The sequence below is a fragment of the Kurthia sp. 11kri321 genome, from assembly GCF_001534765.1.
GTDB classification, from domain to species: Bacteria; Bacillota; Bacilli; order Bacillales_A; family Planococcaceae; genus Kurthia; species Kurthia gibsonii.
This window is the reverse complement of the sequence record NZ_CP013217.1, coordinates 2,534,645-2,559,452: the sequence shown is the minus strand read 5'-3', so window position 1 is coordinate 2,559,452 and position 24,808 is coordinate 2,534,645. Positions and strand designations below refer to the sequence as shown.

Annotated in this window: 32 protein-coding genes; 25 read left to right on the top strand and 7 right to left on the bottom strand. The window is 38.2% G+C overall.

Annotation, left to right across the window (positions count from 1 at the left end; translation table 11 throughout):
- Positions 1–80 precede the first annotated feature (80 nt).
- The 3 genes from bshB2 to ASO14_RS15060 all read right to left on the bottom strand — a co-directional run bounded on the left by bshB2 (position 81) and on the right by ASO14_RS15060 (position 1,374).
- Positions 81–776 (bottom strand): bacillithiol biosynthesis deacetylase BshB2, encoded by a 696-nt coding sequence (bshB2, locus tag ASO14_RS12810; protein WP_068456072.1) that lies wholly within the window; start codon positions 774–776, stop codon positions 81–83.
- 13 nt (positions 777–789) lie between these two features.
- On the bottom strand, positions 790–1,143 hold the full coding sequence (locus tag ASO14_RS12805) for a YojF family protein (protein ID WP_068456069.1): 354 nt from the start codon (positions 1,141–1,143) through the stop codon (positions 790–792).
- 81 nt (positions 1,144–1,224) lie between these two features.
- Positions 1,225–1,374 (bottom strand): hypothetical protein, encoded by a 150-nt coding sequence (locus tag ASO14_RS15060; RefSeq protein ID WP_156422376.1) that lies wholly within the window; start codon positions 1,372–1,374, stop codon positions 1,225–1,227.
- 145 nt (positions 1,375–1,519) lie between these two features.
- Here ASO14_RS15060 and ASO14_RS12800 point away from each other — a divergent pair, with 145 nt between their 5' ends.
- Positions 1,520–1,738: a hypothetical protein gene (locus ASO14_RS12800; RefSeq protein WP_068456066.1), complete on the top strand. Its 219-nt coding sequence runs from the start codon at positions 1,520–1,522 to the stop codon at positions 1,736–1,738.
- A gap of 59 nt (positions 1,739–1,797) precedes the next feature.
- Here ASO14_RS12800 and thiD read toward each other — a convergent pair whose 3' ends face one another.
- On the bottom strand, positions 1,798–2,649 hold the full coding sequence (thiD, locus tag ASO14_RS12795; RefSeq protein ID WP_068456062.1) for a bifunctional hydroxymethylpyrimidine kinase/phosphomethylpyrimidine kinase: 852 nt from the start codon (positions 2,647–2,649) through the stop codon (positions 1,798–1,800).
- Positions 2,650–2,767: 118 nt separating this feature from the next.
- On the opposite strand from thiD, the gene ASO14_RS12790 reads away from it, so the two are divergent.
- The 5 genes from ASO14_RS12790 to ASO14_RS12770 all read left to right on the top strand — a co-directional run bounded on the left by ASO14_RS12790 (position 2,768) and on the right by ASO14_RS12770 (position 6,539).
- Positions 2,768–3,379 carry a DUF4230 domain-containing protein gene (locus ASO14_RS12790; RefSeq protein WP_068456059.1) on the top strand — a complete coding sequence of 204 codons (612 nt, stop codon included), beginning with the start codon at positions 2,768–2,770 and terminating at the stop codon, positions 3,377–3,379.
- Between the two features lie 7 nt (positions 3,380–3,386).
- The gene (locus ASO14_RS12785) at positions 3,387–4,094 is read left to right on the top strand and encodes a uracil-DNA glycosylase (protein WP_068456056.1); all 708 of its coding nucleotides are present in this window, start codon (positions 3,387–3,389) and stop codon (positions 4,092–4,094) included.
- Positions 4,095–4,309: 215 nt separating this feature from the next.
- On the top strand, positions 4,310–4,579 hold the full coding sequence (locus tag ASO14_RS12780) for a DUF5327 family protein (RefSeq protein ID WP_068456052.1): 270 nt from the start codon (positions 4,310–4,312) through the stop codon (positions 4,577–4,579).
- A 15-nt stretch (positions 4,580–4,594) separates the two neighbouring features.
- Positions 4,595–4,978 (top strand): DUF423 domain-containing protein, encoded by a 384-nt coding sequence (locus ASO14_RS12775; RefSeq protein WP_087680850.1) that lies wholly within the window; start codon positions 4,595–4,597, stop codon positions 4,976–4,978.
- Positions 4,979–5,771: 793 nt separating this feature from the next.
- On the top strand, positions 5,772–6,539 hold the full coding sequence (locus tag ASO14_RS12770; protein ID WP_068456049.1) for an HAD hydrolase family protein: 768 nt from the start codon (positions 5,772–5,774) through the stop codon (positions 6,537–6,539).
- Positions 6,540–6,580: 41 nt separating this feature from the next.
- Here the strand turns inward: ASO14_RS12770 and hemQ are convergent, their stop codons facing one another.
- The gene (gene hemQ / locus ASO14_RS12765; protein WP_068456045.1) at positions 6,581–7,351 is read right to left on the bottom strand and encodes a hydrogen peroxide-dependent heme synthase; all 771 of its coding nucleotides are present in this window, start codon (positions 7,349–7,351) and stop codon (positions 6,581–6,583) included.
- A gap of 202 nt (positions 7,352–7,553) precedes the next feature.
- Here hemQ and ASO14_RS12760 point away from each other — a divergent pair, with 202 nt between their 5' ends.
- From ASO14_RS12760 to abc-f, 5 genes are all read left to right on the top strand, one after another.
- Positions 7,554–8,393 (top strand): octanoyl-[GcvH]:protein N-octanoyltransferase, encoded by an 840-nt coding sequence (locus tag ASO14_RS12760; protein WP_068456042.1) that lies wholly within the window; start codon positions 7,554–7,556, stop codon positions 8,391–8,393.
- 68 nt (positions 8,394–8,461) lie between these two features.
- Positions 8,462–8,737 carry a YuzB family protein gene (locus ASO14_RS12755; protein WP_068456039.1) on the top strand — a complete coding sequence of 92 codons (276 nt, stop codon included), beginning with the start codon at positions 8,462–8,464 and terminating at the stop codon, positions 8,735–8,737.
- Between the two features lie 133 nt (positions 8,738–8,870).
- Positions 8,871–10,160, top strand: coding sequence for an HD domain-containing protein (locus tag ASO14_RS12750; RefSeq protein WP_068456036.1), 1,290 nt, complete (start codon positions 8,871–8,873; stop codon positions 10,158–10,160).
- A 14-nt stretch (positions 10,161–10,174) separates the two neighbouring features.
- Positions 10,175–10,669, top strand: a complete 495-nt coding sequence (locus ASO14_RS12745) for a YwgA family protein (RefSeq protein ID WP_068456033.1) — start codon at positions 10,175–10,177, stop codon at positions 10,667–10,669.
- 272 nt (positions 10,670–10,941) lie between these two features.
- The gene (gene abc-f / locus ASO14_RS12740) at positions 10,942–12,537 is read left to right on the top strand and encodes a ribosomal protection-like ABC-F family protein (RefSeq protein WP_068456029.1); all 1,596 of its coding nucleotides are present in this window, start codon (positions 10,942–10,944) and stop codon (positions 12,535–12,537) included.
- 51 nt (positions 12,538–12,588) lie between these two features.
- Here abc-f and ASO14_RS12735 read toward each other — a convergent pair whose 3' ends face one another.
- Positions 12,589–12,774 carry a 2-hydroxymuconate tautomerase gene (locus ASO14_RS12735; RefSeq protein WP_068456025.1) on the bottom strand — a complete coding sequence of 62 codons (186 nt, stop codon included), beginning with the start codon at positions 12,772–12,774 and terminating at the stop codon, positions 12,589–12,591.
- Positions 12,775–12,841: 67 nt separating this feature from the next.
- On the opposite strand from ASO14_RS12735, the gene ASO14_RS12730 reads away from it, so the two are divergent.
- Together ASO14_RS12730 and ASO14_RS12725 are read left to right on the top strand one after the other, a co-directional pair.
- Positions 12,842–13,363 carry a YwhD family protein gene (locus ASO14_RS12730; protein ID WP_068456024.1) on the top strand — a complete coding sequence of 174 codons (522 nt, stop codon included), beginning with the start codon at positions 12,842–12,844 and terminating at the stop codon, positions 13,361–13,363.
- A 268-nt stretch (positions 13,364–13,631) separates the two neighbouring features.
- On the top strand, positions 13,632–13,820 hold the full coding sequence (locus ASO14_RS12725) for a hypothetical protein (RefSeq protein ID WP_068456022.1): 189 nt from the start codon (positions 13,632–13,634) through the stop codon (positions 13,818–13,820).
- A 42-nt stretch (positions 13,821–13,862) separates the two neighbouring features.
- On the opposite strand, the gene ASO14_RS12720 is transcribed toward ASO14_RS12725, so the two are convergent.
- Positions 13,863–14,978, bottom strand: coding sequence for a diguanylate cyclase (locus ASO14_RS12720; protein WP_068456020.1), 1,116 nt, complete (start codon positions 14,976–14,978; stop codon positions 13,863–13,865).
- Positions 14,979–15,168: 190 nt separating this feature from the next.
- Here ASO14_RS12720 and ASO14_RS12715 point away from each other — a divergent pair, with 190 nt between their 5' ends.
- The 12 genes from ASO14_RS12715 (at position 15,169) to ASO14_RS12660 (ending at position 24,712) form a co-directional block, all read left to right on the top strand.
- A complete protein-coding gene (locus ASO14_RS12715; RefSeq protein WP_068456018.1) occupies positions 15,169–15,612 on the top strand; it encodes a YwiB family protein in 444 nt (147 codons plus the stop codon).
- Positions 15,609–17,276: an arginine--tRNA ligase gene (gene argS, locus ASO14_RS12710; RefSeq protein ID WP_068456016.1), complete on the top strand. Its 1,668-nt coding sequence runs from the start codon at positions 15,609–15,611 to the stop codon at positions 17,274–17,276. The genes ASO14_RS12715 and argS overlap by 4 nt, the downstream gene beginning before the upstream one ends.
- A 709-nt stretch (positions 17,277–17,985) precedes the next feature.
- On the top strand, positions 17,986–18,663 hold the full coding sequence (locus ASO14_RS12705; RefSeq protein WP_068456014.1) for an adenosylcobinamide amidohydrolase: 678 nt from the start codon (positions 17,986–17,988) through the stop codon (positions 18,661–18,663).
- Positions 18,660–19,634, top strand: a complete 975-nt coding sequence (cbiB, locus tag ASO14_RS12700; protein WP_068456011.1) for an adenosylcobinamide-phosphate synthase CbiB — start codon at positions 18,660–18,662, stop codon at positions 19,632–19,634. Before ASO14_RS12705 ends, cbiB begins: the two co-directional genes overlap by 4 nt.
- Positions 19,612–20,697, top strand: coding sequence for a pyridoxal phosphate-dependent aminotransferase (locus ASO14_RS12695; RefSeq protein WP_068456008.1), 1,086 nt, complete (start codon positions 19,612–19,614; stop codon positions 20,695–20,697). Before cbiB ends, ASO14_RS12695 begins: the two co-directional genes overlap by 23 nt.
- On the top strand, positions 20,670–21,248 hold the full coding sequence (locus ASO14_RS12690) for a bifunctional adenosylcobinamide kinase/adenosylcobinamide-phosphate guanylyltransferase (RefSeq protein ID WP_068456006.1): 579 nt from the start codon (positions 20,670–20,672) through the stop codon (positions 21,246–21,248). Before ASO14_RS12695 ends, ASO14_RS12690 begins: the two co-directional genes overlap by 28 nt.
- Positions 21,249–22,013 carry an adenosylcobinamide-GDP ribazoletransferase gene (gene cobS / locus ASO14_RS12685; protein WP_068456003.1) on the top strand — a complete coding sequence of 255 codons (765 nt, stop codon included), beginning with the start codon at positions 21,249–21,251 and terminating at the stop codon, positions 22,011–22,013. It abuts the gene before it with no gap.
- On the top strand, positions 21,986–22,579 hold the full coding sequence (locus tag ASO14_RS12680; RefSeq protein ID WP_068456000.1) for a histidine phosphatase family protein: 594 nt from the start codon (positions 21,986–21,988) through the stop codon (positions 22,577–22,579). The genes cobS and ASO14_RS12680 overlap by 28 nt, the downstream gene beginning before the upstream one ends.
- Complete coding sequence (locus ASO14_RS12675) at positions 22,531–22,932, top strand: bifunctional adenosylcobinamide kinase/adenosylcobinamide-phosphate guanylyltransferase (protein ID WP_068455998.1); 402 nt, start codon at positions 22,531–22,533, stop codon at positions 22,930–22,932. The genes ASO14_RS12680 and ASO14_RS12675 overlap by 49 nt, the downstream gene beginning before the upstream one ends.
- A gap of 16 nt (positions 22,933–22,948) precedes the next feature.
- Entirely contained in the window at positions 22,949–23,560 is a 612-nt protein-coding gene (locus ASO14_RS12670; RefSeq protein ID WP_068455995.1) for a cob(I)yrinic acid a,c-diamide adenosyltransferase, read from the top strand.
- A complete protein-coding gene (locus ASO14_RS12665) occupies positions 23,547–24,038 on the top strand; it encodes an ECF transporter S component (RefSeq protein ID WP_068455992.1) in 492 nt (163 codons plus the stop codon). The genes ASO14_RS12670 and ASO14_RS12665 overlap by 14 nt, the downstream gene beginning before the upstream one ends.
- Positions 24,035–24,712, top strand: coding sequence for a hypothetical protein (locus ASO14_RS12660; RefSeq protein WP_068455988.1), 678 nt, complete (start codon positions 24,035–24,037; stop codon positions 24,710–24,712). Before ASO14_RS12665 ends, ASO14_RS12660 begins: the two co-directional genes overlap by 4 nt.
- Positions 24,713–24,808 lie beyond the last annotated feature (96 nt).

The following is a 24,808-nucleotide window of genomic DNA, read 5'->3' as shown; positions in this document are numbered from 1 at the left end:
TTATATACCCAGAGTAGGAGGAAGTTACTTCAAATAAAAAAGAACTCTAACAAAAAAATGTCAAAGTTCCTTTAAATCAATTAAAATGTTTCTTCAAAATCTTTATTCCAGCGATAATTGTAGAATGATTCATCTGTGAACCAATTACTCTCCTCTGTATCGCCTTCTTCTTGGCGTTTTGCTTCTTCTTGAAGCATCCAGCCTGTTTGCGAATTATGTGCTTTCATCGCGTTCATTTTTTGTTCTTTTACATCACGAATATCATTGACGATATCAGGTTCACCTAATTCATCTAATGTATTATTCGCAAATGCTACACCATATAAGCGTGGACGCTGTTCTTCATCTATACGACGAACAGCACGTACAACTGCACGAGCAGTAGCTTCGTGGTCAGGGTGTACCGCATAGTTCGGATAGAACGTAATGATAAGTGATGGATTGACTTCGTTAATTAAAGAAGTCATCATTTGTACCATTTTTTCATCATCTTCAAATTCAACAGTTTTATCACGTAACCCCATCATACGTAAATCTTGAATACCAATCGCTTCCGCTGCTTTTTTCAATTCTTCACGACGAATCTCGGGCAGACTCTCACGTGTTGCAAAAGGTGGGTTCCCTAAATTACGACCCATTTCACCTAATGTTAAACAAGCATACGTAATGGGTACACCTGCATTAGCATATTGAGCTAATGTACCTGAAACACCGAATGCTTCATCATCAGGATGTGGGAATACAACTAAAATATGACGTTCTTCTTGTGCTAACATGTATTCTTCCTCCTTAATAAGTAAACGGTGTTTCACTAATTTCAAGTGCAACCGCTAATTTTCCATCATAGTCATGACCAGCCATTAATAAGCGACCTTTGTCATCTAATTCAAAATGTGTAATCCCTTGTGCGTAAATCCAACCGCCGTTTGCAAGTTTTAAACCAACGCGATGTGGTACATCAGGTGTGATTTTTCCAAGTTCATATTGAACGAGTACATTACGAATGAATGCACCTGCATTGAATACTTTCTCATCAAAATGGTTTGCATAAGCGCCATTTGTCGTTTCTAGGTGGATGTAAACGTCTTTATGCGCAAATGAATCAATCAATTGCTGCAGGCGTTCTAAGTTTACTGTTTCCATTATTTTTTCGCTTCCTCTCAAAAAAAACATCTATTATTCATTATAATGCTGTTTTTCGAGAAATGCGATTCGTTTGCTTACTTAAATTGAACGACGTAAGCTGATGAAATTTAAAATATAGAAAATGAATGCAAAGAGTAGGAAAACGAGTAAAACAATATAAATCGCTTTAAAACCAAGTCCTTTATACATAATGCTATTCAGTGCATCAGCAGCATAGTAGAGTGGCATCACTTTCCCGACGTTTTGTAACGCGTAAAAAGAGAAATATAAAAAAGCATCGGAACCTTTTAGTTATAGAGAAAAAATTAAAAAGAAATATGAAATTTCGTATTATTCACCAACCAAAAATAAAAAAGGAAAGACAACGGTCATTATGTGGCATTATCAAGGCGCGATTGATCCGACACTACTTTATCGCACATTTCCAAGAGATTACAAAAGCGATGTGTATATTATGGATTATTTAACAATTCCCGTTTTTAAAGTAGGTAAAAAAAGATTAGGCATTTATTTAGAGGGCAATAGCGTATCACTTTATTTAGCAGAAAATAAGAAGGCTTGGGATTATTTTGTTGATAGGACATCAAGTTAAAAAGTTCAAGCAAAAAAGGAATTGCATGTTAGAGCAATTCCTCTTTGTTTTAAAATCTATTAATTTGATGAAACAGGTGCTAACTCTTTAATTGTAACTGTTGGCGCACCGTAAATATTTTTCGCTGCGTGAAGTACAGGCCCTACGAATTGGTTTAATTTCCAACCATGTTGAATACCTGCTGCAACGAATTCTTTCGCTTCAAGAACAGCCTCTTTTACAGTAAGTCCTTTTGCAAGGTTCGCTGTAACGGAAGCAGCAAATGTACAACCAGCACCATGGTTATAGTTTGTATCTACTTTCGCTGTTTCAAGTAGGTAGTGTGTTGAACCATCATAGAATAAGTCAAATGCTTGTTCATGGTCAATACCACGACCACCTTTAATCACAACGTTCTTTGCACCAAGCACATGAATTTTTTCAGCAGCCACTTGCATTTCTTCAATTGATTTTGGCGTTTTCACACCAGCTAATTGACCGGCTTCAAATAAGTTTGGTGTCGTTACTTTTGCTAACGGTAATAAATATTGAATCATTGCATCTACGTTCCCAGGATTCAATACTTCATCTTCACCTTTACACACCATAACTGGATCGATGACTACATTTTCAACACCTGAAGCTTTAATCGCTTCACCTGAAACTTGAATCACTTCTTCAGTTGATAACATACCTGTTTTTAATGCATCCACACCTGTTGAAAAAGTTGTTTTTAATTGTGCTTGTAATACATCTGTTGGTAAAGTGTACACCCCATGTGACCAATTATTATCTGGATCCATTGTAGCGATGACTGTTACAGCCGCTAAACCATATGTGCCATGTGCTTCAAAAGCTTTTAAATCTGCTTCTAAACCTGCGCCACCTGAAGCGTCCGAACCAGCAATTGTTAATGTTTTGCGTAAAGACATGAAAATCTCTCCCTTTGTATAAATGTCATAGTTTCATTGTAAAATGGGACTGGCTCGAATAAAATAGTCAAAAATGAAGTTTTTTATAAGGTCAGTTTTGTAAAAAGGAGGAAAATACATGAAAAAAAAGCTAAAATGGTCACTTTTCGCTATACTATTACTCGTTATTGTCATTATCGCAACCGTTCTCATCACAAAATATGTATCGAATCATACGAATAAGCAGACTGAAGACGCAGTTGTTGAAAAAATTACAGAATTGAATGAGTTAGCAACAGCAGAAGCTTATTTAAAAGTCATTGTAGAACGTGAAAATAATGCCTTATTCGGTGAAGAAATTGGTTTAGATATCCCCGGAACAAAGCAAAAATTATTAGTAGTCATGCCAGGAACTGTACGTGCAGGTGTTGATTTGAGTAAAATAACAAAAGAAGATGTACAAGTAGATGAGGAGAAAAAGACAATTCAAGTTACGGCGCCAGAACCGCAGATTCAGGGGAAAGCAACGTTAGATTTAGAAAAAGTACAAGTTTTCTCAACGAATGGTCTATTTCGAGATGAAGCAACGGTGAAAGATGGTTATAGTCTAGCGAATGATGCGCAAAAATTAATGATCAAAGAAGCAGAAACAGCTGGATTACTGAAACATGCAAAAACAAATGCAGAGCAAGCCATTCGTAATCTTTTCTCAGCACTCAATTATAATACAACAGTTGAATTTAAGGAGTAGAGCATATATGAACTTACCAAATGATTGGCAACCTATTATGCAAGCAGAAATTGTAAAACCGTATTTTACGAATCTAATGCAATTTGTAGAACAAGCTTATGAAACAACACAAGTTTTCCCGCCAAAAGATGAGATTTGGACAGCGTTTGAAAAAACACCCTTTCACGATGTAAAAGTCGTCATCTTAGGACAAGATCCGTATCACGATGATGGACAGGCACATGGATTAAGTTTTTCAGTTAAATCAGGTGTGAAAATTCCACCAAGTTTACGTAATATGTATAAAGAATTAGCAGACGATTTAGATGTTTCAGAGCCAACAACAGGTAATTTGAATTGTTGGGCAGAACAAGGTATTTTATTATTAAACACGGTATTAACAGTAGAAGCTCATAAGGCACATTCGCATAAAAATAAAGGGTGGGAGCAGTTTACAGATGCAGTCATTCAACGATTAAATGAGCGCGCAGAACCAATGATTTTTGTACTTTGGGGCAAACCAGCTCAACAAAAGAAAAAATTCATTGATACAACAAAACATATTGTAATTGAAGGAGCGCATCCAAGCCCATTGAGTGCCTATCGTGGATTTTTTGGTAGTAAGCCATTTTCACAAATTAACCATCAATTAATTGCGTGGGGGCATGTTCCAATTCAATTTAATTGTCAAAATGATGAACAACTACAATTTGAGCTTGAAAATGAACACACATGAAAATGAATATGATAAAGTGAAAGAGAAAGGTGGTCATACGGAGTGAAACCTAACTGCTTTTCTTGTCGCCATTTCATCGTGACATGGGACCCAGCAAATCCACGTGGTTGTCGTGCATACGGATTTAAGACACGTGAGCTACCCATCGCAGTCGTTAAAAGATCATCAGGCATGGACTGTCTGAAATTTGAAGAGAAACAGCGAGGAACAAACAGATGATTTCATATGATGCCATTATTAAAGAATTACAAAAGCAAATCGCACAAGCACAACAGGCTGCTTCAACAGCAGAAAAAAGAGAAGCCTTTTCGGCAATGCGTGCTTTATGTGATGTCGCATTGCAAACGAATGAACCGTCAGTTCAACCATCGTCATTTACAGCGCCATCACAACCAACACAAGTGGTTCCAACACCACCTGTTCCGACACAAGCGAATAAATTACACGAACCCGATGCCAATGGGGATTCGCTTTTTGATTTTTAAAAGGAGAGACAAACTGTGAAAAAATTTATTATTACAGGTGCTATTATGGCATTCTTATCAGTCGCACTTGGTGCATTCGGTGCTCATGCACTTGAAGATTTCTTAGAAGCAAAAGACTATACAAGTGTATGGGAAAAAGCCGTAACGTATCAAATGTCGCATGCACTCGGATTAATTGCCATTGGTATTCTAATGGCTCCAAGTATTTTAGGACCTGTTAAAGAGCTAAAATGGGCAGGTAACTTACTAACAATCGGTATTATTCTATTCTCTGGTAGTTTATATGTACTCGCACTATCAGGAATTAAAGTCATTGGTGCAATTACACCAATTGGTGGCGTAAGCTTCTTAGCAGGCTGGATTTTTGTAATCCTTGCCGCTAAAAAATTCGCAAAATAAATATTTGAAATCTCGCCATCTATTAGATGGCGGGATTTTTTGTTGAAAGGGACAAATGGTCGGTCGAAAGGGAATCGCTGCGATTGAAAGGGACAAACTCGCGCGCGAAAGGGAATCTTGGCATTTGAAAGGGACAAACTCGCGCGCGAAAGGGAATCTTGGCATTTGAAAGGGACAAACTCACGCGCGAAAGGGAATCGCTGCATTTGAAAGGGACAAACCCGCGCGCGAAAGAGAATCCCCGCCGTTGAAAGGGACAAATCCGCGCGCGAAAGGGAATCCCCGTCGTTGAAAGGGACAAAACCGCGCGCGAAAGGGAATCGCTGCATTTGAAAGGGACAAATCCGCGCGCGAAAGGGAATCGCTGCATTTGAAAGGGACAAAACCGCGCGCGAAAGGGAATCGCTGCATTTGAAAGGGACAAATCCGCGCGCGAAAGGGAATCGCTGCATTTGAAAGGGACAAATCCGCGCGCGAAAGGGAATCGCTGCATTTGAAAGGGACAAATGGTCGGTCGAAAGGGAATCGCTGCATTTGAAAGGGACAAATGGTCGGTCGAAAGGGAATCGATGCGATTGAAAGGGACAAACTCGCGCGCGAAAGGGAATCGCTGCCGTTGAAAGGGACAAATGAGTGGTCGAAAGGAAATCGCTGCGTTTGAAAGGAAATTATAAACTCTAAAATAAATCCACTATTTTACTTGAAAATGACCTTAGATAGAGTGTTAGGAGTGGAAATTTAAGGGTATAATGAACAAAAGAAACTCGTTGAGAGTGAAGAAAGAAGTGATTTTGTGCGATTTGTTTTTGATTTGGAGGGAACCATTTCTTTTCATGATGAAAAAGTGAGTGATTATTTAACGGATATGTTAGCTTTTTTATGTGAAAGAGGGCATGAGCCGATTTTTGTTTCATCTAAATCGATTCGCCATATGCTGACCTTACTCGACAAACAATTTCACAATAGTAAAATGGTGGGTGGCAATGGAGCTGTCATATGCTATCGTGGAAACATTGAGCAAATTGTTGCATTCTCAACATCCATGTTCTCCAAATTAAAAGAGTTAATTCAATTATTTGATGCGACTTATCTGGTTGAGAGTGATTGGGACTATGCATATACAGGTGGCGTATATCATCGCGTTGTGAACGATGTAGACCCTTATAAATTAGCGGAAAATCATCATTTGGAAGATTTATCAACCATATGGAAAATTACGATTCTCAGTGCATCAAATCGAAAAGAGATAATTGAAAAACTGCGCAAATTAAATGTGGCAGTACATTTGATTGATGATGGGGAAATGATTGAAATTACACCCCTTGGATTGAGCAAATGGAATGCACTCCGCACATTAGGAATTCAAAAGCGAAATTACATTGCTTTTGGAAAAGATGAAGAAGATGTGAACGTCTTTGATTTTGCGCAATATACAATTTTAATCGGAAATAATCCTGCTCTTGTAGCTTTTGCAGATGAGCAATTAATTGTAGACGATCGAATTGAAATGAAAATTGTCGAATCGTGCAAGCGATTGAGTGAACGATTTAAATTAACGTAAACAAAAAATCGCGCTGTGGCGCGATTTTTTTATGTTACGAACTAAACTGCTAACATTTTGCGTAATTTATCTGCATCTAAAATATTACCAACGAAGAATGAGCCGAAGTCAGCGTAACGTGCTGATACTTCATCAAAACGCATTTCGTAAATTAATTTTTTGAATTGTAGTACGTCATCCGCAAATAGTGTAACGCCCCATTCATGATCATCGAAACCGATTGAACCTGAGATGATTTGTTTTACTTTTCCAGCATAGCTACGTCCGATTAAACCATGAGAACGCATCATTTCTTGACGTTCATTCATTTCAAGCATGTACCAGTTTGCGCCTTTTTGACGACGTTTATCCATTGGATAGAAACAAACATGATCCATACGAGGTAGCTCAGGGTATAGACGAGCACGTACATGTGGATTTTGGTATGGATCTTCAGCAGGAGCATCGCTATCTGCATTCTTTTTACCAGCTAGGTAATTTGATAATTCCACAACCGATACATATGAATATGTAGGAACTGTAAAATCAGCAATCGCTAATTTATTGAAATCTGTTTCAATTTCATTTAGTTCTTCCATTGTTTCACGTAATGTCATAATCATGAAGTCGGCTTTTTGACCAACAATCGAGTAGAAAGCATGTGCGCCTGTTTTTGCGACATCTGCTTCATTTAATTTTTCTAAATACGCGATGAATTCTTCAACTGCTTCTGTGCGTTCTTTCTCAGAAACTAATTTCCAAGAAGCCCAGTCCATTGAACGGAATTCGTGTAATACGTACCAACCATCAAGCGTTTGTGCTGCTTCAATCATGTTAAAACACTCCTTCTAAGGCTTATTCAAACGTATTATACCATTTTTAAACTGAATATTCGTCCTACTTTACTTGCGTTCACCAATTCGCCACGCAGAAAAATGAAAAACTAGATTTTTGCGAAAACCACTTTTCACTCCTTTTTCGTCGTTTTTCAATCTATGTTAAACTGTAAGAAAAAAAGATGTAGGAGTTACGTATATGAAAGATTATTTAACGCAACCTGTTTGGCGTTTATGGGATCAATCAACAAGTGGCTTAACACAATCACCACTTGAATCATTTGCGGCGGATGATACGCTCTGTCACCTAGTTGGGCAAGGAATGAGTGCTCCGACGATTCGTACATGGGTACATGACGCTTCCGTTGTTCTCGGTATTCAAGATCATCGACTTCCGTTTGTACAAGCTGGAATGGATTTGTTAGAGGAAAAAGGATATAAACCGATTGTGCGAAATTCTGGTGGACTGGCAGTTGTACTTGATCCAGGTGTTCTTAATATTTCGATTGTGCTATCAGAAGAAAACGAAAAAATCGATATTAATACAGCTTACGAAGTGATGGTGTCGCTTATTCGGGCGTTATTCCCACAAGCAGCCGAACGTATCGAAGCATATGAAATTGTCGGTTCATATTGTCCGGGTACATATGATTTGAGTATTGACGGTAAAAAGTTTGCAGGTATTTCACAACGTCGTTTACGTCAAGGAATTGCGGTGCAAATTTATTTATCAATTGAAGGAAGTGGCTCTGAGCGCGCAAAACTTATTCGTTCATTTTACGAAGTCGCTTTACAACATGAACCAACAAAATTTCAATATCCAGAAGTGAAACCAGAAGTCATGGCTTCCTTATCTGAATTATTAGAGGAAGAATTAACAGTTTCACAAACTGTTCAAAATCTACAGCAACTACTTTATGAAAAGTCGGAACAACTGTTAATGGGTGGCTTACAAGCCGAAGAATTAGAACATTATCAATTCTATTTACAGCGCGTATTTGAGCGTAATCAGAAGATGTTGGCAAGAAATGACGGTTGATTCTTTTGTGAAAAGTCGATACACTTAGCGATAGTGAAATTTTGAAATAAGAAGGGACTGTCGGCACTATGGCAAACGAATTTCGAGTTTGTGACGAATGTCAAGCAGTGAATCTCAAGACATTAATTCCGAAGTTGAAAGCAATCGATCCTGATGCAGAAATCGATATCAAATGCCATTCTTATTGTGGTCCTGGTTTACGAAAAACTTTTACCTTTGTTAATAATCGTCCATGCGCTGCACATACGGAAGATGAGTTAATTCCAAAGGTAATCAAAAAGTTAAAATCACAAAAAAGATTACCAGAAGGTTTTGTAGAACCAGAAGACATGAAAGAATCATAAATTGCGTGTTTAATGCACGAAGGATAGAAAAAGGAGAAATCGCGCTTCATGTGATTTCTCCTTTTCTCTCGAAATAGTTGGTGTTCGTTTTCAAATTCGATACAATAAAGGAAAGAAATGTTGGAGGTGTAAAATGGCATACGCAACACAAAAGTTAGCAGAAGAAAAAGTATTTAAAGACCCCGTTCATCGTTACATACATGTGCAAGACCAAGTGATTTGGGATTTAATCGCAACGAAAGAATTCCAGCGTTTGCGCCGCATTCGACAACTCGGTACGACGTATTTAGTATTCCACGGGGCAGAACATAGCCGTTTTAGCCATTCGCTCGGTGTTTACGAAATCGTTCGTCGCATGGTAGATGATGTCTTTGCTAATCGTCCTGAGTGGAATAAACGAGAACGTCTTGTAGCCCTTTGTGCAGGTTTATTACACGATTTAGGTCATGGTCCTTTTTCGCATGCTTTTGAACATGTTTTCGATTTAGATCATGAATATTTTACACGTGTCATCATTTTAGGGAATACAGAAGTTAACGAAGTGCTTCGTCGCGTCTCAAAAGATTTTCCAAAGAAAGTATCTGAAGTGATTGAAAAAACCTATCACAATAAACAAGTGGTAAGTCTTATCTCAAGTCAAATTGACGCTGATCGAATGGATTACTTACAGCGCGATGCGTACTTTACAGGTGTAAGTTATGGTCATTTTGATATGGAACGTATTTTACGTGTCATGCGACCTCAACCCGATCAAATTGTGATCAAATCAACAGGTATGCATGCGATTGAAGACTATATTATGAGTCGTTATCAGATGTATTGGCAAGTGTACTTCCATCCAGTATCACGCAGTGCAGAAGTCATTTTGAGAAAGACATTGGAACGTGCAAAAGAGTTATATCATGCAGGCTATACATTTAAGCATGACATCGCGCACTTCCATAGCTTTTTTGAAAATGATGTCCAATTAGATGCCTATATTGCGATGGATGAAAGTATTATTTTAGCTTACTTCCAGTTTTGGATGAGTGAAGAAGATGCAATTTTAAGCGACTTAAGTCAACGCTTTTTAAATCGAAAATTATTTAAATTCGTAGAAGTCGATCCATCAAAAGATTGGGAAAAGCTCATTCGCTTGGAAAAGCTATTTGACCAAGCAGGAATTGATCCAAACTATTATTTAGTGATGGACTCGTCATCTGACTTACCTTACGACTTCTATCGTCCGGGTGAAGAAGGAGAACGACTACCGATTTATCTTCAAATGCCAAACAAAGAATTAAGTGAATTATCACGTTCATCGGATATTGTCGATGCAATCTCAGGTAAACGTCGAACAGATCATAAATTATATTATCCAAAAGATTTACTACACGAAGAACATCCATTACATGAACAAATTATTGAAATCATGCACGCTTAGAAAGGAGACTCCTATTGCTACAAGATCACGCGAAAATCGTACAGTTTGTGTCGCTTGCTGGAGAAGTTACGGGGAGAAAGAAGTTACAAAAGATGATTTTTATTGCGAAGAAGATGGATTTCGCATTTCAAGAAAAGTATAACTTCCATATTTATGGACCGTATTCAGAAGAATTAACGGTGCGTATGGAGGAATTATGTAACTTAGGTTTTATGACGGAGAGAAAAGAAGATAAGGGATCTTATGTGCAGTATTGTTATGCACCGACAGAAAAAGGTCGTGAGTTTGCAACGATTGTAGAGACACATGATACACGCCTAAGCGAAATCGTTCAGCAAATGAATGGTAAAAGTTCGCGCTTTTTAGAGTTGGTTGCGACACTACTTTATTTTGATGATTTACAACCAGAAGAACAAATTGAAAAGGTGAATGTGGTCAAAGCAAAGTTGCATTTTACAACAGAAGAATTTGAGGCTGCCTTCCAGTTTATTCAACAACTGCAATCATAAATAATTGATTTTAATAAATTGAATATGCTATATTTTAGATAGATTCTTGAACGAAAGGAATGAGGATGGCCGATGAAGTAATCTTATTTTTTACACGCGAAGTGAAAGAAACTTTGTATAAAAAATAGGATTAGTCTGTCCACATTCCATTTATTTTATAAAAATAACCCGTTTTTTCGGTATGTTTTTTAGACTAATCCTTCCAAAAATTTTTGGAGGGATTTTTTAATAGAAGAATATAAAAGGTCCCTCTGTAGTAGGAGGAATTTAGCATGACTGAATTATGTAAATGTCACAATCTTTCATATGAAGAAATTTTGACGGATATGAATGTATCTGTAAAAGTAGGCGCTCGTATAGGAATTACAGGAATTAATGGAGCAGGAAAGTCTACATTGTTAAAGTTATTAGCCAACCAAATTCAGCCGACAACTGGACACATTGAGTGGTTTCGAAAAGCTTCTACTTTTTTGGTAGAGCAAGAAAAGGAAGATTTCAATCGAGAGATTCCAAGAGGGCTAACAGCTATATGGCAAGTCCCAGAACGTCCCTACGCATTATTAAGTGGTGGTGAAAAATTAAAAATCCGTTTAGCAGAAGCTTTTGCTGAAAAACCACAATTATTACTACTAGATGAACCGACAAATCATTTAGATCAAGAAGCACTCCAATTTTTAAAGAAACAATTAAAAAAATATCGAGGAACAGTTATTTTTGTATCACATAACCGTACTTTTTTAAATGAAGTAGCTACAGAAATTTGGCATATTGAAGACAAAAAAGTAACAGCTTATAAGGGGAATTACGAGGCTTATCGTACACAATATGAAGCGCATCGACTACATCAACAAAGAGAATATGAAAAACAGCAACAAGAAATCGTACGCATCGAACAACAGATGTCGAAGATTACATCATGGAGTGAACAGGCACATGCTGATTCGACGAAACACGAATTCGCTAAAGAATTTTACCGAGTAAAAGCGAAAAGAATGGATGCGCAAGTAAAGTCCAAACAAAAAAGATTAGAAAAAGAATTACGTAAACATCAATTAGACCAACCTAAAAAAGAACATCAAGTTCATTTCGAATTTCAAAGTACACATTCAACAGGTAAACATTTAATCGAATTAAAACATGTTTTAAAAGTATTTGGTGAGAAGGTTATTTTAGAAGGTGTGAACTTAACGATTAATTACGGAGAACGTATTGCGTTGAGTGGTAAAAATGGTGCTGGAAAAACAACATTTTTACAAATGTTACTTGGAAAAGAGCATTATGAAGGTGAAATCTGGCTTTCACCTGCTGCCAAGATAGGCTATCTCACACAACAAGTATTCGATCTTCCTGAGGAAAGTACACCAAGTGAACTATTTGAGCAAACGACATTTGAACAACGTGGTTTAGTTCAAACATTAATGATTCATCTTGGATTTACAAATGAACAATGGAATGAACCAATTGCATTGATGAGCATGGGCGAACGAGTGAAATGCAAATTAATGCAACTCGTTTTAGATGAAAACAATGTACTCATCTTGGATGAACCGACGAACCATCTTGATTTAGAATCGCGTGAACAACTGGAAAAAGTACTAGAGGAGTACGATGGAACGTTAATCGTTGTTTCGCATGATTCGTATTTTGTTGAAAAAATAACAACACGCAAGTTAATCATCGAAAATCAACGGATGGTGACACCAACAGTTGTCATAGAAACACCTGTAGAAAAAGAACGTATGCAGCTGGAGACACGACTACAAGAAGTGCTTGGTAAGTTAAGCTTTCTAACACCAAAAGATGCACAATATGAGGTGTTAGATGAAGAATTTAATGAAATAACAAAACGATTGCAACAATTGAGGTAAATAAAAAGAGCCTCTAGTAAGGATACTAAAGTCTCTTTCCGATTATTCACACTATTTATCAGATGCGCGTACGCCGCCTGTTGCATAATGTTCTTTCTTCATTTCTTCGATGATGATTGATACGTTCTCTTTTGGTGCATTCACTGTTTCTGAAACAGCTGTTGTTACTTGTTCTACTAGGTTACGCTTTTGCTCGTCTGTGCGACCTTCAATCATTTTAATTGTTACGATAGGCATAAATCATTCTCCTTCGGTATAATATAGTGTATATTCGTAATGATAACAGAACGGAGGCAGATAGCGAATGGAAAATGAAAAAAAAGAAACGAAAAAAATGGAATTTACGATTATTAAAAATAATCCAACGGACGGTCATAAAGGATTTGGCATTGGTTCGCTTTCATTAGAGAATGTATCACCACTATTTATTGATGTACAAGAAAAGACAGCAGAAGTGGATATCGGTGGTATGCACGCACGAAGCGCAGTAGAGCGTGGTGTGAAATTTACAACGAATCGTGAAGATTCAGAGGGTGGTAAACCATACTGGCTTGTATGGGTAACAATTGACCAAAAACCAGAAGGTGGCTACTATGCAGGTGTAACAGCTTGTGAAATGGTTGTAAACAAAGAAAAACGTCGCGGTTATAAAATTTTAGCTGACCACGTAAATAAAATGGATAAGTCGATGAAACGTCATATTATTGTCGATCATATGGACGAAGAATCAAAACGTGTTTTACATGATTATTTAAAAGGTTTTGATGAAGGTATGTGGAGTCGTTCAGAGCCTGCATTACATGAAGCATTATCATTTGAAAACTAATTAAATGAACAATATGTGAATAATCACATATGGCAAAATAACATGGTTGTATATCCATTCGAAAGGAAGTACACTTGATGTAAGGCTTGTTTTCACAAGCTAAGACATTGAATGAAATTGCAGTGAGCAGGATGAGGCAGATGAACCCAAAACCCAAGCCATTTGCTTCATCATACTTAAGCGATTTCAAATGAATAGGGCTTTCGTGATTATGGAACTAACGGACTCCGTATGAACGAAGCCCTTTTCTTTTATTGAGGAGGATTTTATGGCAGCACCTAAAAAAGGGAAAATTCCGAATCCGATTACAGGAGCCATCTTTTTTATTGTGGTTCTCGTTGTTTTATTTAAAACGCAAGGTGAACTTGAATTATGGCAGGGAATCTTGTTGATCATTGGTTTAACGGTTGTATATGTACTATTAACGATGTTATTTCCGAAAAAAGAACAAAAGTAAAACAACCCGTATGATGAGTTAAACGTCATACGGGTTGTTTCGTTAAAGGTTTTGTTTCTTTAGAGTACTTTGTTTTTTATGACAAACTTGGTTCAAGTGCACAACATGCGAGCGGCCGAGTACACTTGCTGCATTCATTGCCTCATCTACTGCATTTGTTAATTCTTTCACTGTTTCGCCATTATCGGGGTAAGAAGCTACACCAATAGATACGGACAGTTGAACACTTACACCATTTGATATCATAAAAGGCTCATCTCGAATCATAAGCATAAGTTCTGTAGCGTAATGAACACCAACAGCAGGAGCAGCATCGTAACACAGAAGTGAAAATTCTTCTCCACTAATACGTGCAGGAAAGGCAAGGTGTGTTTTTGAAAAACTTTTAAGTCGTTCTGCTAGTTCACGTAATAATTCATCCCCTGCTTCATGACCATAGCGTAAGTTCAGCATTTTAAATTGATCGATATCAATGAGTAATAGTGAAAAAGGTTGTTGAGTTTTAATTGCGCGCTCAAGCATACTATCAAACTTACGATTATTAGGTAAATCTGTTGTGTAATCTGTTTCGGATAATTTTTCAATGACACGAATTCGTTCAAATTGGCGTTTGAATAATTTTAAAACAAAGTAAATTAAATAAAAGCCTGTTACATTCATAATTACAAAAATAATTGAAACGAATAATGGATTTTTATAACCTTCTAAGAAAAACAATAAAATCGCTGTCACAATCGTTTGAATCGCTAAATAAAAATGGCTATTTTTATAATTAATTGGTTTTTTAAATGATAAAAAGAAGAAAATAAAACCAAGTACAATCGTTGTTCCACCAGCCATAAAGCTTGTTGGATTGACTTCAAAAAAGAACATACGAAAGAAGCCAACGAGTATAGAAGATAGCAGAATAGCAGCAGGCCCACCTAATAATCCAGAAATTAAAATACTAATATTACGTGTATCAACAAAAATATTTTTTTCAAAATTAAGAGCTGTTTGCATTAATACTAATGAAATACCTGTTGCGACAACGCCGATAATGAAAGGGCGTAAATCTGAAAAGTCTGGTCGTTTCTCTTGATAATATTCCAAGACAAAATACGAGAAAATGATGAAGGTAAACATTACGGAAAGATTGATAATTATATCTAAAATCATTGTCGTACCCCTATTACATAATAATTAGTATCCATTATAGCATTACTTCGAACCAAAAAATAAAATCGATTTGATAAATATTTGGAAATTCGTATATTCATAATGAAATCAATGATTCATACCTTGAAATCTAGTGAGAAAATAACCTATAATAAAAAGGTTATAGAATAAAAAGCGGAGGTGTGGATGTATGGCACAACCACCAACTGCACCAGTCAAGCTGAAACTGATTACAACGATCACGCATAAAGGTCAAAAACCCGAAAAGATTGAACTGTGGTCAACCGGTACAATCATGCGAAAGCGTGACCAGGTGTATTTACAATACGAAGAAATTCTTGAAGACAAGAAGATGAAAACGACATTACGTTTTGGCGAAAACGATGCCATTATTATGCGCAATGGCGATATAAAGATGCGTTTACCATTTACGTTACACGCATTTCAACGAGGTCACTATGAAGCAGCATTTGGAACAATGCCTATCATGACTTTAACCAAGAAAATAGCATTCGACGAAGCGGAAGATGGCTCAAATAGTGGACGATTTTTTGTGCATTATGAGCTATTGGCAGGCGATGAATCTGTCGGTGATTATGTATTAGAACTTACGTATACGGAGGGAACAGAATGAACGCAGTAGAACAAGCACAACAAGCGGTCAAAGAGGCTTTTTTAAACGCTATTAAAAAAGCAGAATTAGTAGAAGAACCAGAGGCATTAAATATTCACTTAGAAACACCTAAAAATAAAGAAAACGGTGACTACGCAACAAACATTGCGATGCAATTAACAAAAATCGCACGTAAAGCACCACGCGCAATCGCTGAAGCTATCGTAGAAAACTTAGATCAAGCATCAGCAAACATTGAAAAAGTTGAAATCGCAGGTCCTGGTTTCATCAACATCACATTAGCAAAAGACTACTTAACAAAAGTCGTACCAACTGTTTTAGAGCAAGGAGATGCATACGGTCGCTCAAACGCTGGTAATGCACAGAAAGTACAAGTGGAGTTCGTATCAGCAAACCCAACAGGTGACTTACACTTAGGTCACGCACGCGGTGCATCAGTTGGTGACGCATTATGTAACGTATTTGATTTTGCAGGTTATGATGTATCACGTGAATACTACATCAACGATGCAGGTAATCAAATTACAAAATTAGCGTCATCTCTTGAAGCACGTTACCGCCAAGCATTAGGTCTTGAAGCAGAGATGCCTGCAGATGGTTATCACGGTAAAGACATCATTATCATTGCAGAAGAATTATCAAAAGAATTCGGCCCAGAGATTTTAGAAAAATCACCAGAAGAACGCTATGAATTCTTCCGTACACATGGTTTAAAGCATGAGTTTGGTAAACTACAAAAAGACTTAAAAGATTTCCGCGTTGATTTCGACGTATGGTTCTCTGAAACGTCACTTTATCAAGATGGCAAAGTAGAAGTAGCAATCGATAAATTAAAAGAAAATGGTCACGTATTTGAAGAAGACGGTGCAACTTGGTTCCGTTCAACAACATTCGGTGATGATAAAGACCGCGTTCTTGTAAAATCAGACGGTTCTTACACATATTTAACACCAGATATCGCATACCATGAAGATAAATTACAACGTGGTTTCGATCAGTTAATCAATATTTGGGGCGCTGACCACCACGGTTACATTCCACGTATGAAAGCTGCAATCGAAGCGCTTGGATATGACCGCGATAAATTAGAAGTAGAAGTCATCCAAATGGTCAACTTACTACGTAACGGTGAAAAAGTAAAAATGTCAAAACGTACAGGTAACGCTGTGACATTACGCGAATTAGTAGAAGAAGTAGGCTTAGATGCTGTACGTTACAACTTTGCGATGCGTGCTGGCGATACACACTTAGACTTCGATTTAGATTTAGCAATTAAACAATCGAATGAAAACCCTGTGTACTATGCACAATATGCACACGCACGTATTTGCTCAATCTTACGTCAAGCTGAAGAAAAAGGCTTTAAACCTTCTACAGATGGTTTAGATACTTTATCAACTGAAAAAGATATCGAAGTACTGAAAAAAGTGGGCGATTTCCCACAAGTAGTAGCAGATGCAGCAAAAGCACGCGCGCCACACCGTATTACAAACTACATTCAAGAGTTAGCAGCGACATTCCACAGCTTCTACAATGCTGAAAAGGTATTAGATGCTGACCAACCAGAACGCTCAGCAGCACGTCTTGCATTAATTACAGCTGTTGCACAAACACTGAAAAACGCATTAAAATTAGTGGGCGTAGCAGCACCAGAAAAAATGTAATCTTTTATATGAAGCTAAAAAGAACCGCGATGATGCGGTTCTTTTTTTGTATTTGAAAGGGACAAACTCGCGCGCGAAAGGGAATCGCCGCCATCGAAAGGGACAAAAGCACGCGCGAAAGGGAATCATCGCCATTGAAAGGGACAAATCCGTGCGCGAAAGGGAAACGCCGCCATCGAAAGGGACAAATCCACGCGCGAAAGGGAAACGTCACCGTTGAAAGGGACAAATCCGCGCGCGAAAGGGAAACATCACCGTTGAAAGGGACAAATCCGCGCGCGAAAGGGAAACATCACCGTTGAAAGGGACAAATCCACGCGCGAAAGGGAATCGCCGGCGTTGAAAGGGAATCTTGGTATTTGAAAGGGACAAACTCGCGCGCGAAAGGGAATCACTGCCATCGAAAGGGACAAATCCGCGCGCGAAAGGGAATCATCGCCATCGAAAGGGACAAATCCGCGCGCGAAAGGGAAACGCCGCCATCGAAAGGGACAAATCCGCGCGCGAAAGGGAAACGCCGCCATCGAAAGGGACAAATCCACGCGCGAAAGGGAAACATCATCATTCGAAAATCCGAATATAAAACTTCTTTTTATATAAAAGTGAAAAAGGTCTTTTGTTTTGCACACTTTTTTAGCATATAATTTAAAAGAGATTTAAAATTATTTGATTTTTCAAGCAATATATTGAGAGAGGAACGACTTATTTTATGACCATTTCAAAAGAACAGATTCAGATTCGCCCCTCTTATGTTGTGTTCGAATCGAATCAACCGTTGAAAATTCTCTCATCTGCTTTACATAATGCAGGTTTTGGATGGTATAACACATGTATGAATCGTGCAGTAGATGCTAATTATATGTGTGAAGATGCACATACAGAAATGAAGGAATACATTGAAAAACAGGGGTTTCAACCAGATCAAACAGTAGCGATGATGACAGCAGTAGCAGCTAGATATGCCATCATTCGAGAATTTGAAGCAGATGCTATTCATGTGGTCATTATGGTGACAGCTGGTGTCGGTAATGCAGTAGATGTGTCAAAATCCTATTTAAGAAAACCTTTTTACGAAGTAGGGACGATTAATATTTGGGCGTTCATTGATGCGACATTAACAGAAGAAGCTTTTGTACAAGCGATGATGACTGCTACAGAAGCAAAGGTAAAAGCACTCGCAGATGAAAAAATTACAGACCGTATATCGAACACCATTGCGACAGGTACATCAACAGATAGCATTCTAATTGGGGCAACACAACAAGGAACAACTCAAAACTATGCAGGGACCGTTACGCCAGTTGGTCGTATTTTAGGAAGAGGCGTATATGAAACGGTTGTAGATGCTTTACACGATTACAAGCGTGCAAAGGGGATGATGGAATGATAATCGTTTTACATATAATTTCGTGTACACTAGCATTCTGGTTGGATCGTCTAATTGGCGACCCACCTAAACTTCCCCATCCGATCATCTGGATTGGGAATTGGATTTCCTTTGCGACGAAAAAGTGGAATCATGGTAAACAGCGCATCGCAAAAGGCTTCATGCTAACACTCTCCACACTTTTATTAACCGGAAGTATTGTATTTGCTCTTAGCTATGTAGCGTATCAAATTCATTGGGGTGTCTATCTAATCGTTCAAACCGTATTCATGACAATTGCATTAGCGCAAAAGTCATTAAAACAAGCAGCACTCGATGTTTATACGCCACTTGTTTCAGGTGATTTACAAGAAGCACGTAAAAAGTTATCGTGGATTGTTGGTCGTGATACAGAACATTTAGATGAAGCGAATATTACGCGTGGTGTGATTGAAACGGTATCTGAAAATACGAGTGACGGGATTACAGCCCCGCTGTTTTATGGATTTTTATTTGGAGCGACAGGAATGTGGGTGTATAAAGCGATTAATACACTCGACTCAATGGTAGGCTATCGAAATGAACGATTTGCGCAGTTTGGCTATTGTTCTGCGAAGTTAGATGACATTGTCAATTGGCTACCAAGCCGTATCACAGGATTTCTCATCATCACTTGTACAAATAATGAAACGAGTTATACATATCGCGAGCGACTACAAGCATGGCTACAAGATGCGAAAAAGCACCCAAGTCCGAATAGTGGTTATTTAGAGGCGGCAACTGCATATCAATTTGGTATTCAACTAGGTGGCCTAAACTACTATGAAGGTGTTGCTTCACATCGTGCAGAGATGGGGTACTCTACGAAATCATTACAAGCGCAAGATATTCAAAAAACGATTCGACAAATGCAGCAAGCGAGTATCTACTTTTGGCTACTTTGTTCGGTTTTAGGAGGTGTCATCTACTATGCTACCCAGTCATGGAGCTAATCCACATAAACTATTTCAACAACTTGGGATCCCACAACCTGAACACATGATTGATTTAAGTGAAAATGTGAATGTAGCGGGGATTCCGCAATCTATCCGAAATTCATGGACGGAATATGTCCAAGTAATAGAGAAGTATCCGGATCCACAGGGAGAACCTTTTTTAAGTGCGATAGCGAACAAGCATCACATATCAAAAGAATGTGTACTTGTAGGTAATGGTGCAGCTGAGCTATTTACTTTTTTAGCAATGTTTTTAGCGAAACAACGTATCATTCTTGTTCATCCAACCTTTTCAGAGTATGAAGCAACTTTATCCGTTCATGAAGCACAATTGATTCATGTAGAGGTTGAAGATGTATGTACATGGTCTTTACCAATGGAACAAATTCAACAAGAGATGAAGCAGGCGAAGGCAATCTATCTCTGTACACCGAATAATCCAACAGGTGTATTACCACCACAAGAACAGCTTCAGACGATTATGGAATGGGGAGAACAATTCAACTGCTACGTCATTTTAGACGAAGCATTTATGGATTGGTTAGAACCAGAGCCAACGATGATTCCATGTAGCGAGCAATTTTTGCATACCATCATTGTGCGTTCGATGACGAAAATGTACGGATTAGCAGGTATTCGATTGGGCTATCTGATTGCGCAGCCACAATTGATTCAAAAATTAGCTTCTTATGCAGCACATTGGCATGTGAATGGCTTAGCCGCAACGATTGGAACACAATGTTTGCAAGAGGAAGAATATCGTAAGCAGACAATCGACACTACAATTGAACAGCGTGAAAATTGGCGTCAATACTTAAGAAATCAAGGTTGTGTCGTTGCTAATAGTCAGACGAACTATCTCTGTTTTCAATTACCAAATCCACAGCACACCAAGCAGTTTTATCGCTACTTTTTAGAAAAGGGCATCGTATTCCGTCATACTGAAAATTATCGCGTGCTACAAGGTGAGTGGCTTCGCATGGGTTTGAAAACAGCTGAGGAAATGAAAATCGTAGAACAGGAGATGACGCGGTGGTTTCAACAAACAGTCATTTTATAACAGGTGGCGTTCGAAGTGGTAAAAGTGCATTTGCAGAACAACTTGTTCGACAAACTGCACAACAGACGAATCGCAAGATGTATTATATTGCTTCGGGTGTTGCATTCGATGATGAGATGAAGCAGCGCATTGCATGGCATCAAGCAGATCGAACATCACTAAAATGGGAGACCATTGAACAGCCGACGCATTTTGCGACACTCGTAAATCGAATTCCAAAAGATGCAGTTGTGCTATGGGATTGTGTCACGACATGGCTGACGAATGAGATGTATGTACAGTTGGACGACAAATCTATGCAGTGGCAACATGCAGAGCGTTTTCAACAGCGAGTAGAAGAAGCGAAAGCATGGTGTCGTCATTTGAACGAACAGCACATTCCATTTTTCATTGTATCGAATGAAGTGCTTGATGAGAGTAAATATGAGAGTGAAGAAGTGGAGTTTTATCGCCAGCAAATCGGTCTGTTTCATCAATGGCTTGTCTCTTTTTGTGCCGTAGCAATCGAGATGGATTATGGTATTCCTCACTACTGGAAAGGAGGAAAGTAAATGACAGGTTTTTTACTCGCAGTTCAGTTCTTTTCGGTCATTCCCGTCAATAAGGAACTTCCGATGACAAAACGTCATGTGACAATGATGTTTAGTATGCTTCCTTTTGTCGGCGCATGTATGGGTGCAATCATGTACGGTGTCTATCAACTGCTGATGCATTATACGAATTGGTCGTCTCTATTAATCGCGTTTTTAGTCATTTTAACGGGTTTGATTTTAACAGGTGGACTACATTTAGATGGTTTTGTGGATACGAGTGATGCGTATTTTTCATATCGTGACCGAGAAAAACGTCATGCGATTTTAGATGATCCACGTATCGGTGCTTTTGGTGCAATGGCACTCGTGATTTTCTTAGCAGCTAAAGTTTTATTTTTTGCACAACTCGTTGCGACAGATGCCATCTCTATCTATTGGTTTTTATTTATTCCCTTTTTAGCACGCTTAGGAATGGCATACTACCTCGTTCAAACACCGACGAATAAAGAAACAGGACTGGGCGCCTTTTTTAAGTCACATATTTTAATGAAGCCATTTATTTATACGATTTTTGGTAGTTTATTAGTCGTAGCAATTCTTGTCGGAATATTTACACAGGCATGGTTAATTATCGCTGTGTTTGTCCTTTTTATATTAGGTATGTCACGTCTCTATCGTAGTTGGACAATCAAACATTTTGGCGGTAGTTCAGGTGACTTATACGGTGCTTTCATCGAAGGAATGGAGTTGATGTTATGGATTCTACTTTTACTCTTACATTAGTGCGCCATGCGAAAACACAGGGGAATGTAGAGAGAAAATATGTGGGGTGGACGGATGAAGGGATTATAGAGAGTGAGCTTCCAATCATTGATTCAACTGTACAAATCGTCTACGGTAGTGATTTAAAGCGCTGTGAACAAACAGCCAAGCAGTATTATCCACATGCCACTTTTCATAGAATTCCTGCTTTTCGCGAAACGAATTTCGGTGATTTTGAAATGAAAACGTATGAAGATTTAAAAGAAGATGAAGTATATCGTGCATGGATTTATGATCCGCTTCAAGTCGCACCGCCTAATGGAGAGAGCTTTCAAACATTTCAACAGCGTGTAGAAATGGGCATCTCTGAAATAACTGAAGCAGAGAAATGTGCGATGGTGTTACATGGTGGCACGATTCGTATTCTCCTTATGAAATATGCGCCGACACCGACCGTATTTTGGGATTGGTCGATTTCACATGATGAAATGTATGAACTCACTTTTACGTCATTTCAAGATTTTAAGGAGGGAAAGCGATGCATATCATTATCGGTGGCGCATATAACGGAAAAAGAAAATATGTAACGGAACAATTAAAAACGCAAGCAGTTGAATGGTGTAATGATTTACAACACAGTAATATAGAAAATGAATATGCTGAAATACTTGTTATTACTGACTTAGAGAAACAAATTGAACCTTTTCTAAATGAACCTGAAAAAGAAGTAGCGGAAACTTTTTTTAACAAAATTGTAAAAAATGGTTTTAAATACAAATCAATCTATGTCATTATAGAAGACATTGGTAGAGGTATCGTTCCAATTGTTTCTGAAAAAAGAAAATTACGCGATGTTTTAGGTAGGTTGTATCAACTTTTATTTGCAGAAAGTCAAACAATTACACGGATTTGGTATGGAATTCCACAAAAGATTAAATAGAAAGAAGGATGACACAATGAATTTATATACACGTACAGGCGATAAAGGTAAAACAAGCTTAATTGGAGGACGCGTTGATAAAGATGATGTGCGCGTAGAAGTTTATGGAACGATTGATGAATTAAATTCATTTATTGGTAAGGCTGTATCAGAATTAGATCCAGCGTTATTTGAAGATGTATTACAAGATTTAGAAAATATTCAAAACGAATTATTTGATTGCGGTGGCGATTTGGCGAATGTCATGAAAGAACGTCGTTACAAAATGACAGATGAACCAATCGAAGTGATGGAACAACGTATTGATATTTTAATGGATGAGCCTCCATTATTAGAGAAATTCATCTTACCAGGGGGCGCACCAGCAGCGGCAACTTTACACATCGCACGTACGATTACACGCCGTGCAGAACGTCAAATGGTGACATTATTAAAACAATCAGAAGAAGGAGATGTACCTCTTGTTGTACAGCGTTATTTAAATCGTTTATCAGATTACTTATTCGCTGTAGCGCGCGTTGTCAATTCACGTCTAAATGTACCAGATGTTGAATACGCAAGAAGTGCGAAAGTATTTAAGGACGGAGGTCGCGCCAAGAAGGGAGGTGACAAACGTGAAAAAGACTAGACTTTTAGTTTTAACTGCAATGTTTGCGGCACTTTCCGTAATTGGTTCTTTTATTAAAATTCCTGTACCGCCGGGGACACCAGCATTGGATTCAGTTCCAGCGTTCATTAGTATTGCATTTATTCCAGCACCACTTGCAGCAGCAGCGGGAGCACTTGGACATATGGCTACAGCTTTATCTTCAGGTTTCCCGTTAACATTGCCATTTCATATCTTCATTGCGCTTGAGATGGCAGTTGTTGTGGGTGTAGCAGCCATTATTTATCGTAAAGGAATGAAGAAGTTAGCATGGGCATGGATTATTTTATCAAATGGTGTACTATCACCACTCCCATTCTACTTCTTATTATCACCAGCGATGTATTTTGCAGTAGCACCAGGCATTTTAGTCGCGACATTAATTAATGTTGTAGTTGGTTTAATACTCTTGCCACTGCTTAAAAAAGCATTCGTTCGAACAGGTGTGGAAGTTTCATGAGGAATGCAAGACAGATTGGGAATTTAGTAATTACAAGTGATAATTCTGGCGCAATCGGCGAAAAAGAATTAGATGTCGTTCATGTGCCAGATGATGTTACGAGTTACTACTCTACACGCGTTACACTACTTGAACAATTAGCGAATCAGGCTATTCCAAAAGAAATCATCTTGTTAAACTTTACGAGTGAAGAAGCATGGGGCAAGTATATTACGGGAATCAATCGCGTTTTTGAAGAAGTGCAAATACCTGTTCCAGCGATTAGTGGAAGTACCGAAACGAACATGCCAACTCTACAGTCTGGATTTGGCATTACGATGCTTGGTGAAAAGCAGCGACCACTTCCAAATCTATCTGAACTCCATTGGTTTACATATGGTCGACCGCTTGTTGGCGAACAGCTATTACAAAACGTTCATCAAATTGCCAATCTACAAATCATTGTAGAAGCATTAAAAAATCAGCATATTACACAAGTGATTCCCCTTGGTTCGAAAGGCTTACAAAAAGAGCTAGAGCAATTGGAGTTAATCGATGTGGTAGATGTAGAAAATGTACCCTACGACTCCACTGCTTCAGCAGGACCTTCAACGATGGTTTTGATTGGCGTAACAGCCGAACAAGTAGCAAATATTTCAAAAATTTTACAACATGACTTACATAGACTGAAATAATATAAGTATAGAAAAGGCATTAGAAGTGAGAATTCTAATGTCTTTTCTTATTTTTATTTTTAAATAAAATCAGCATTTACGAGCATATTTGCGATT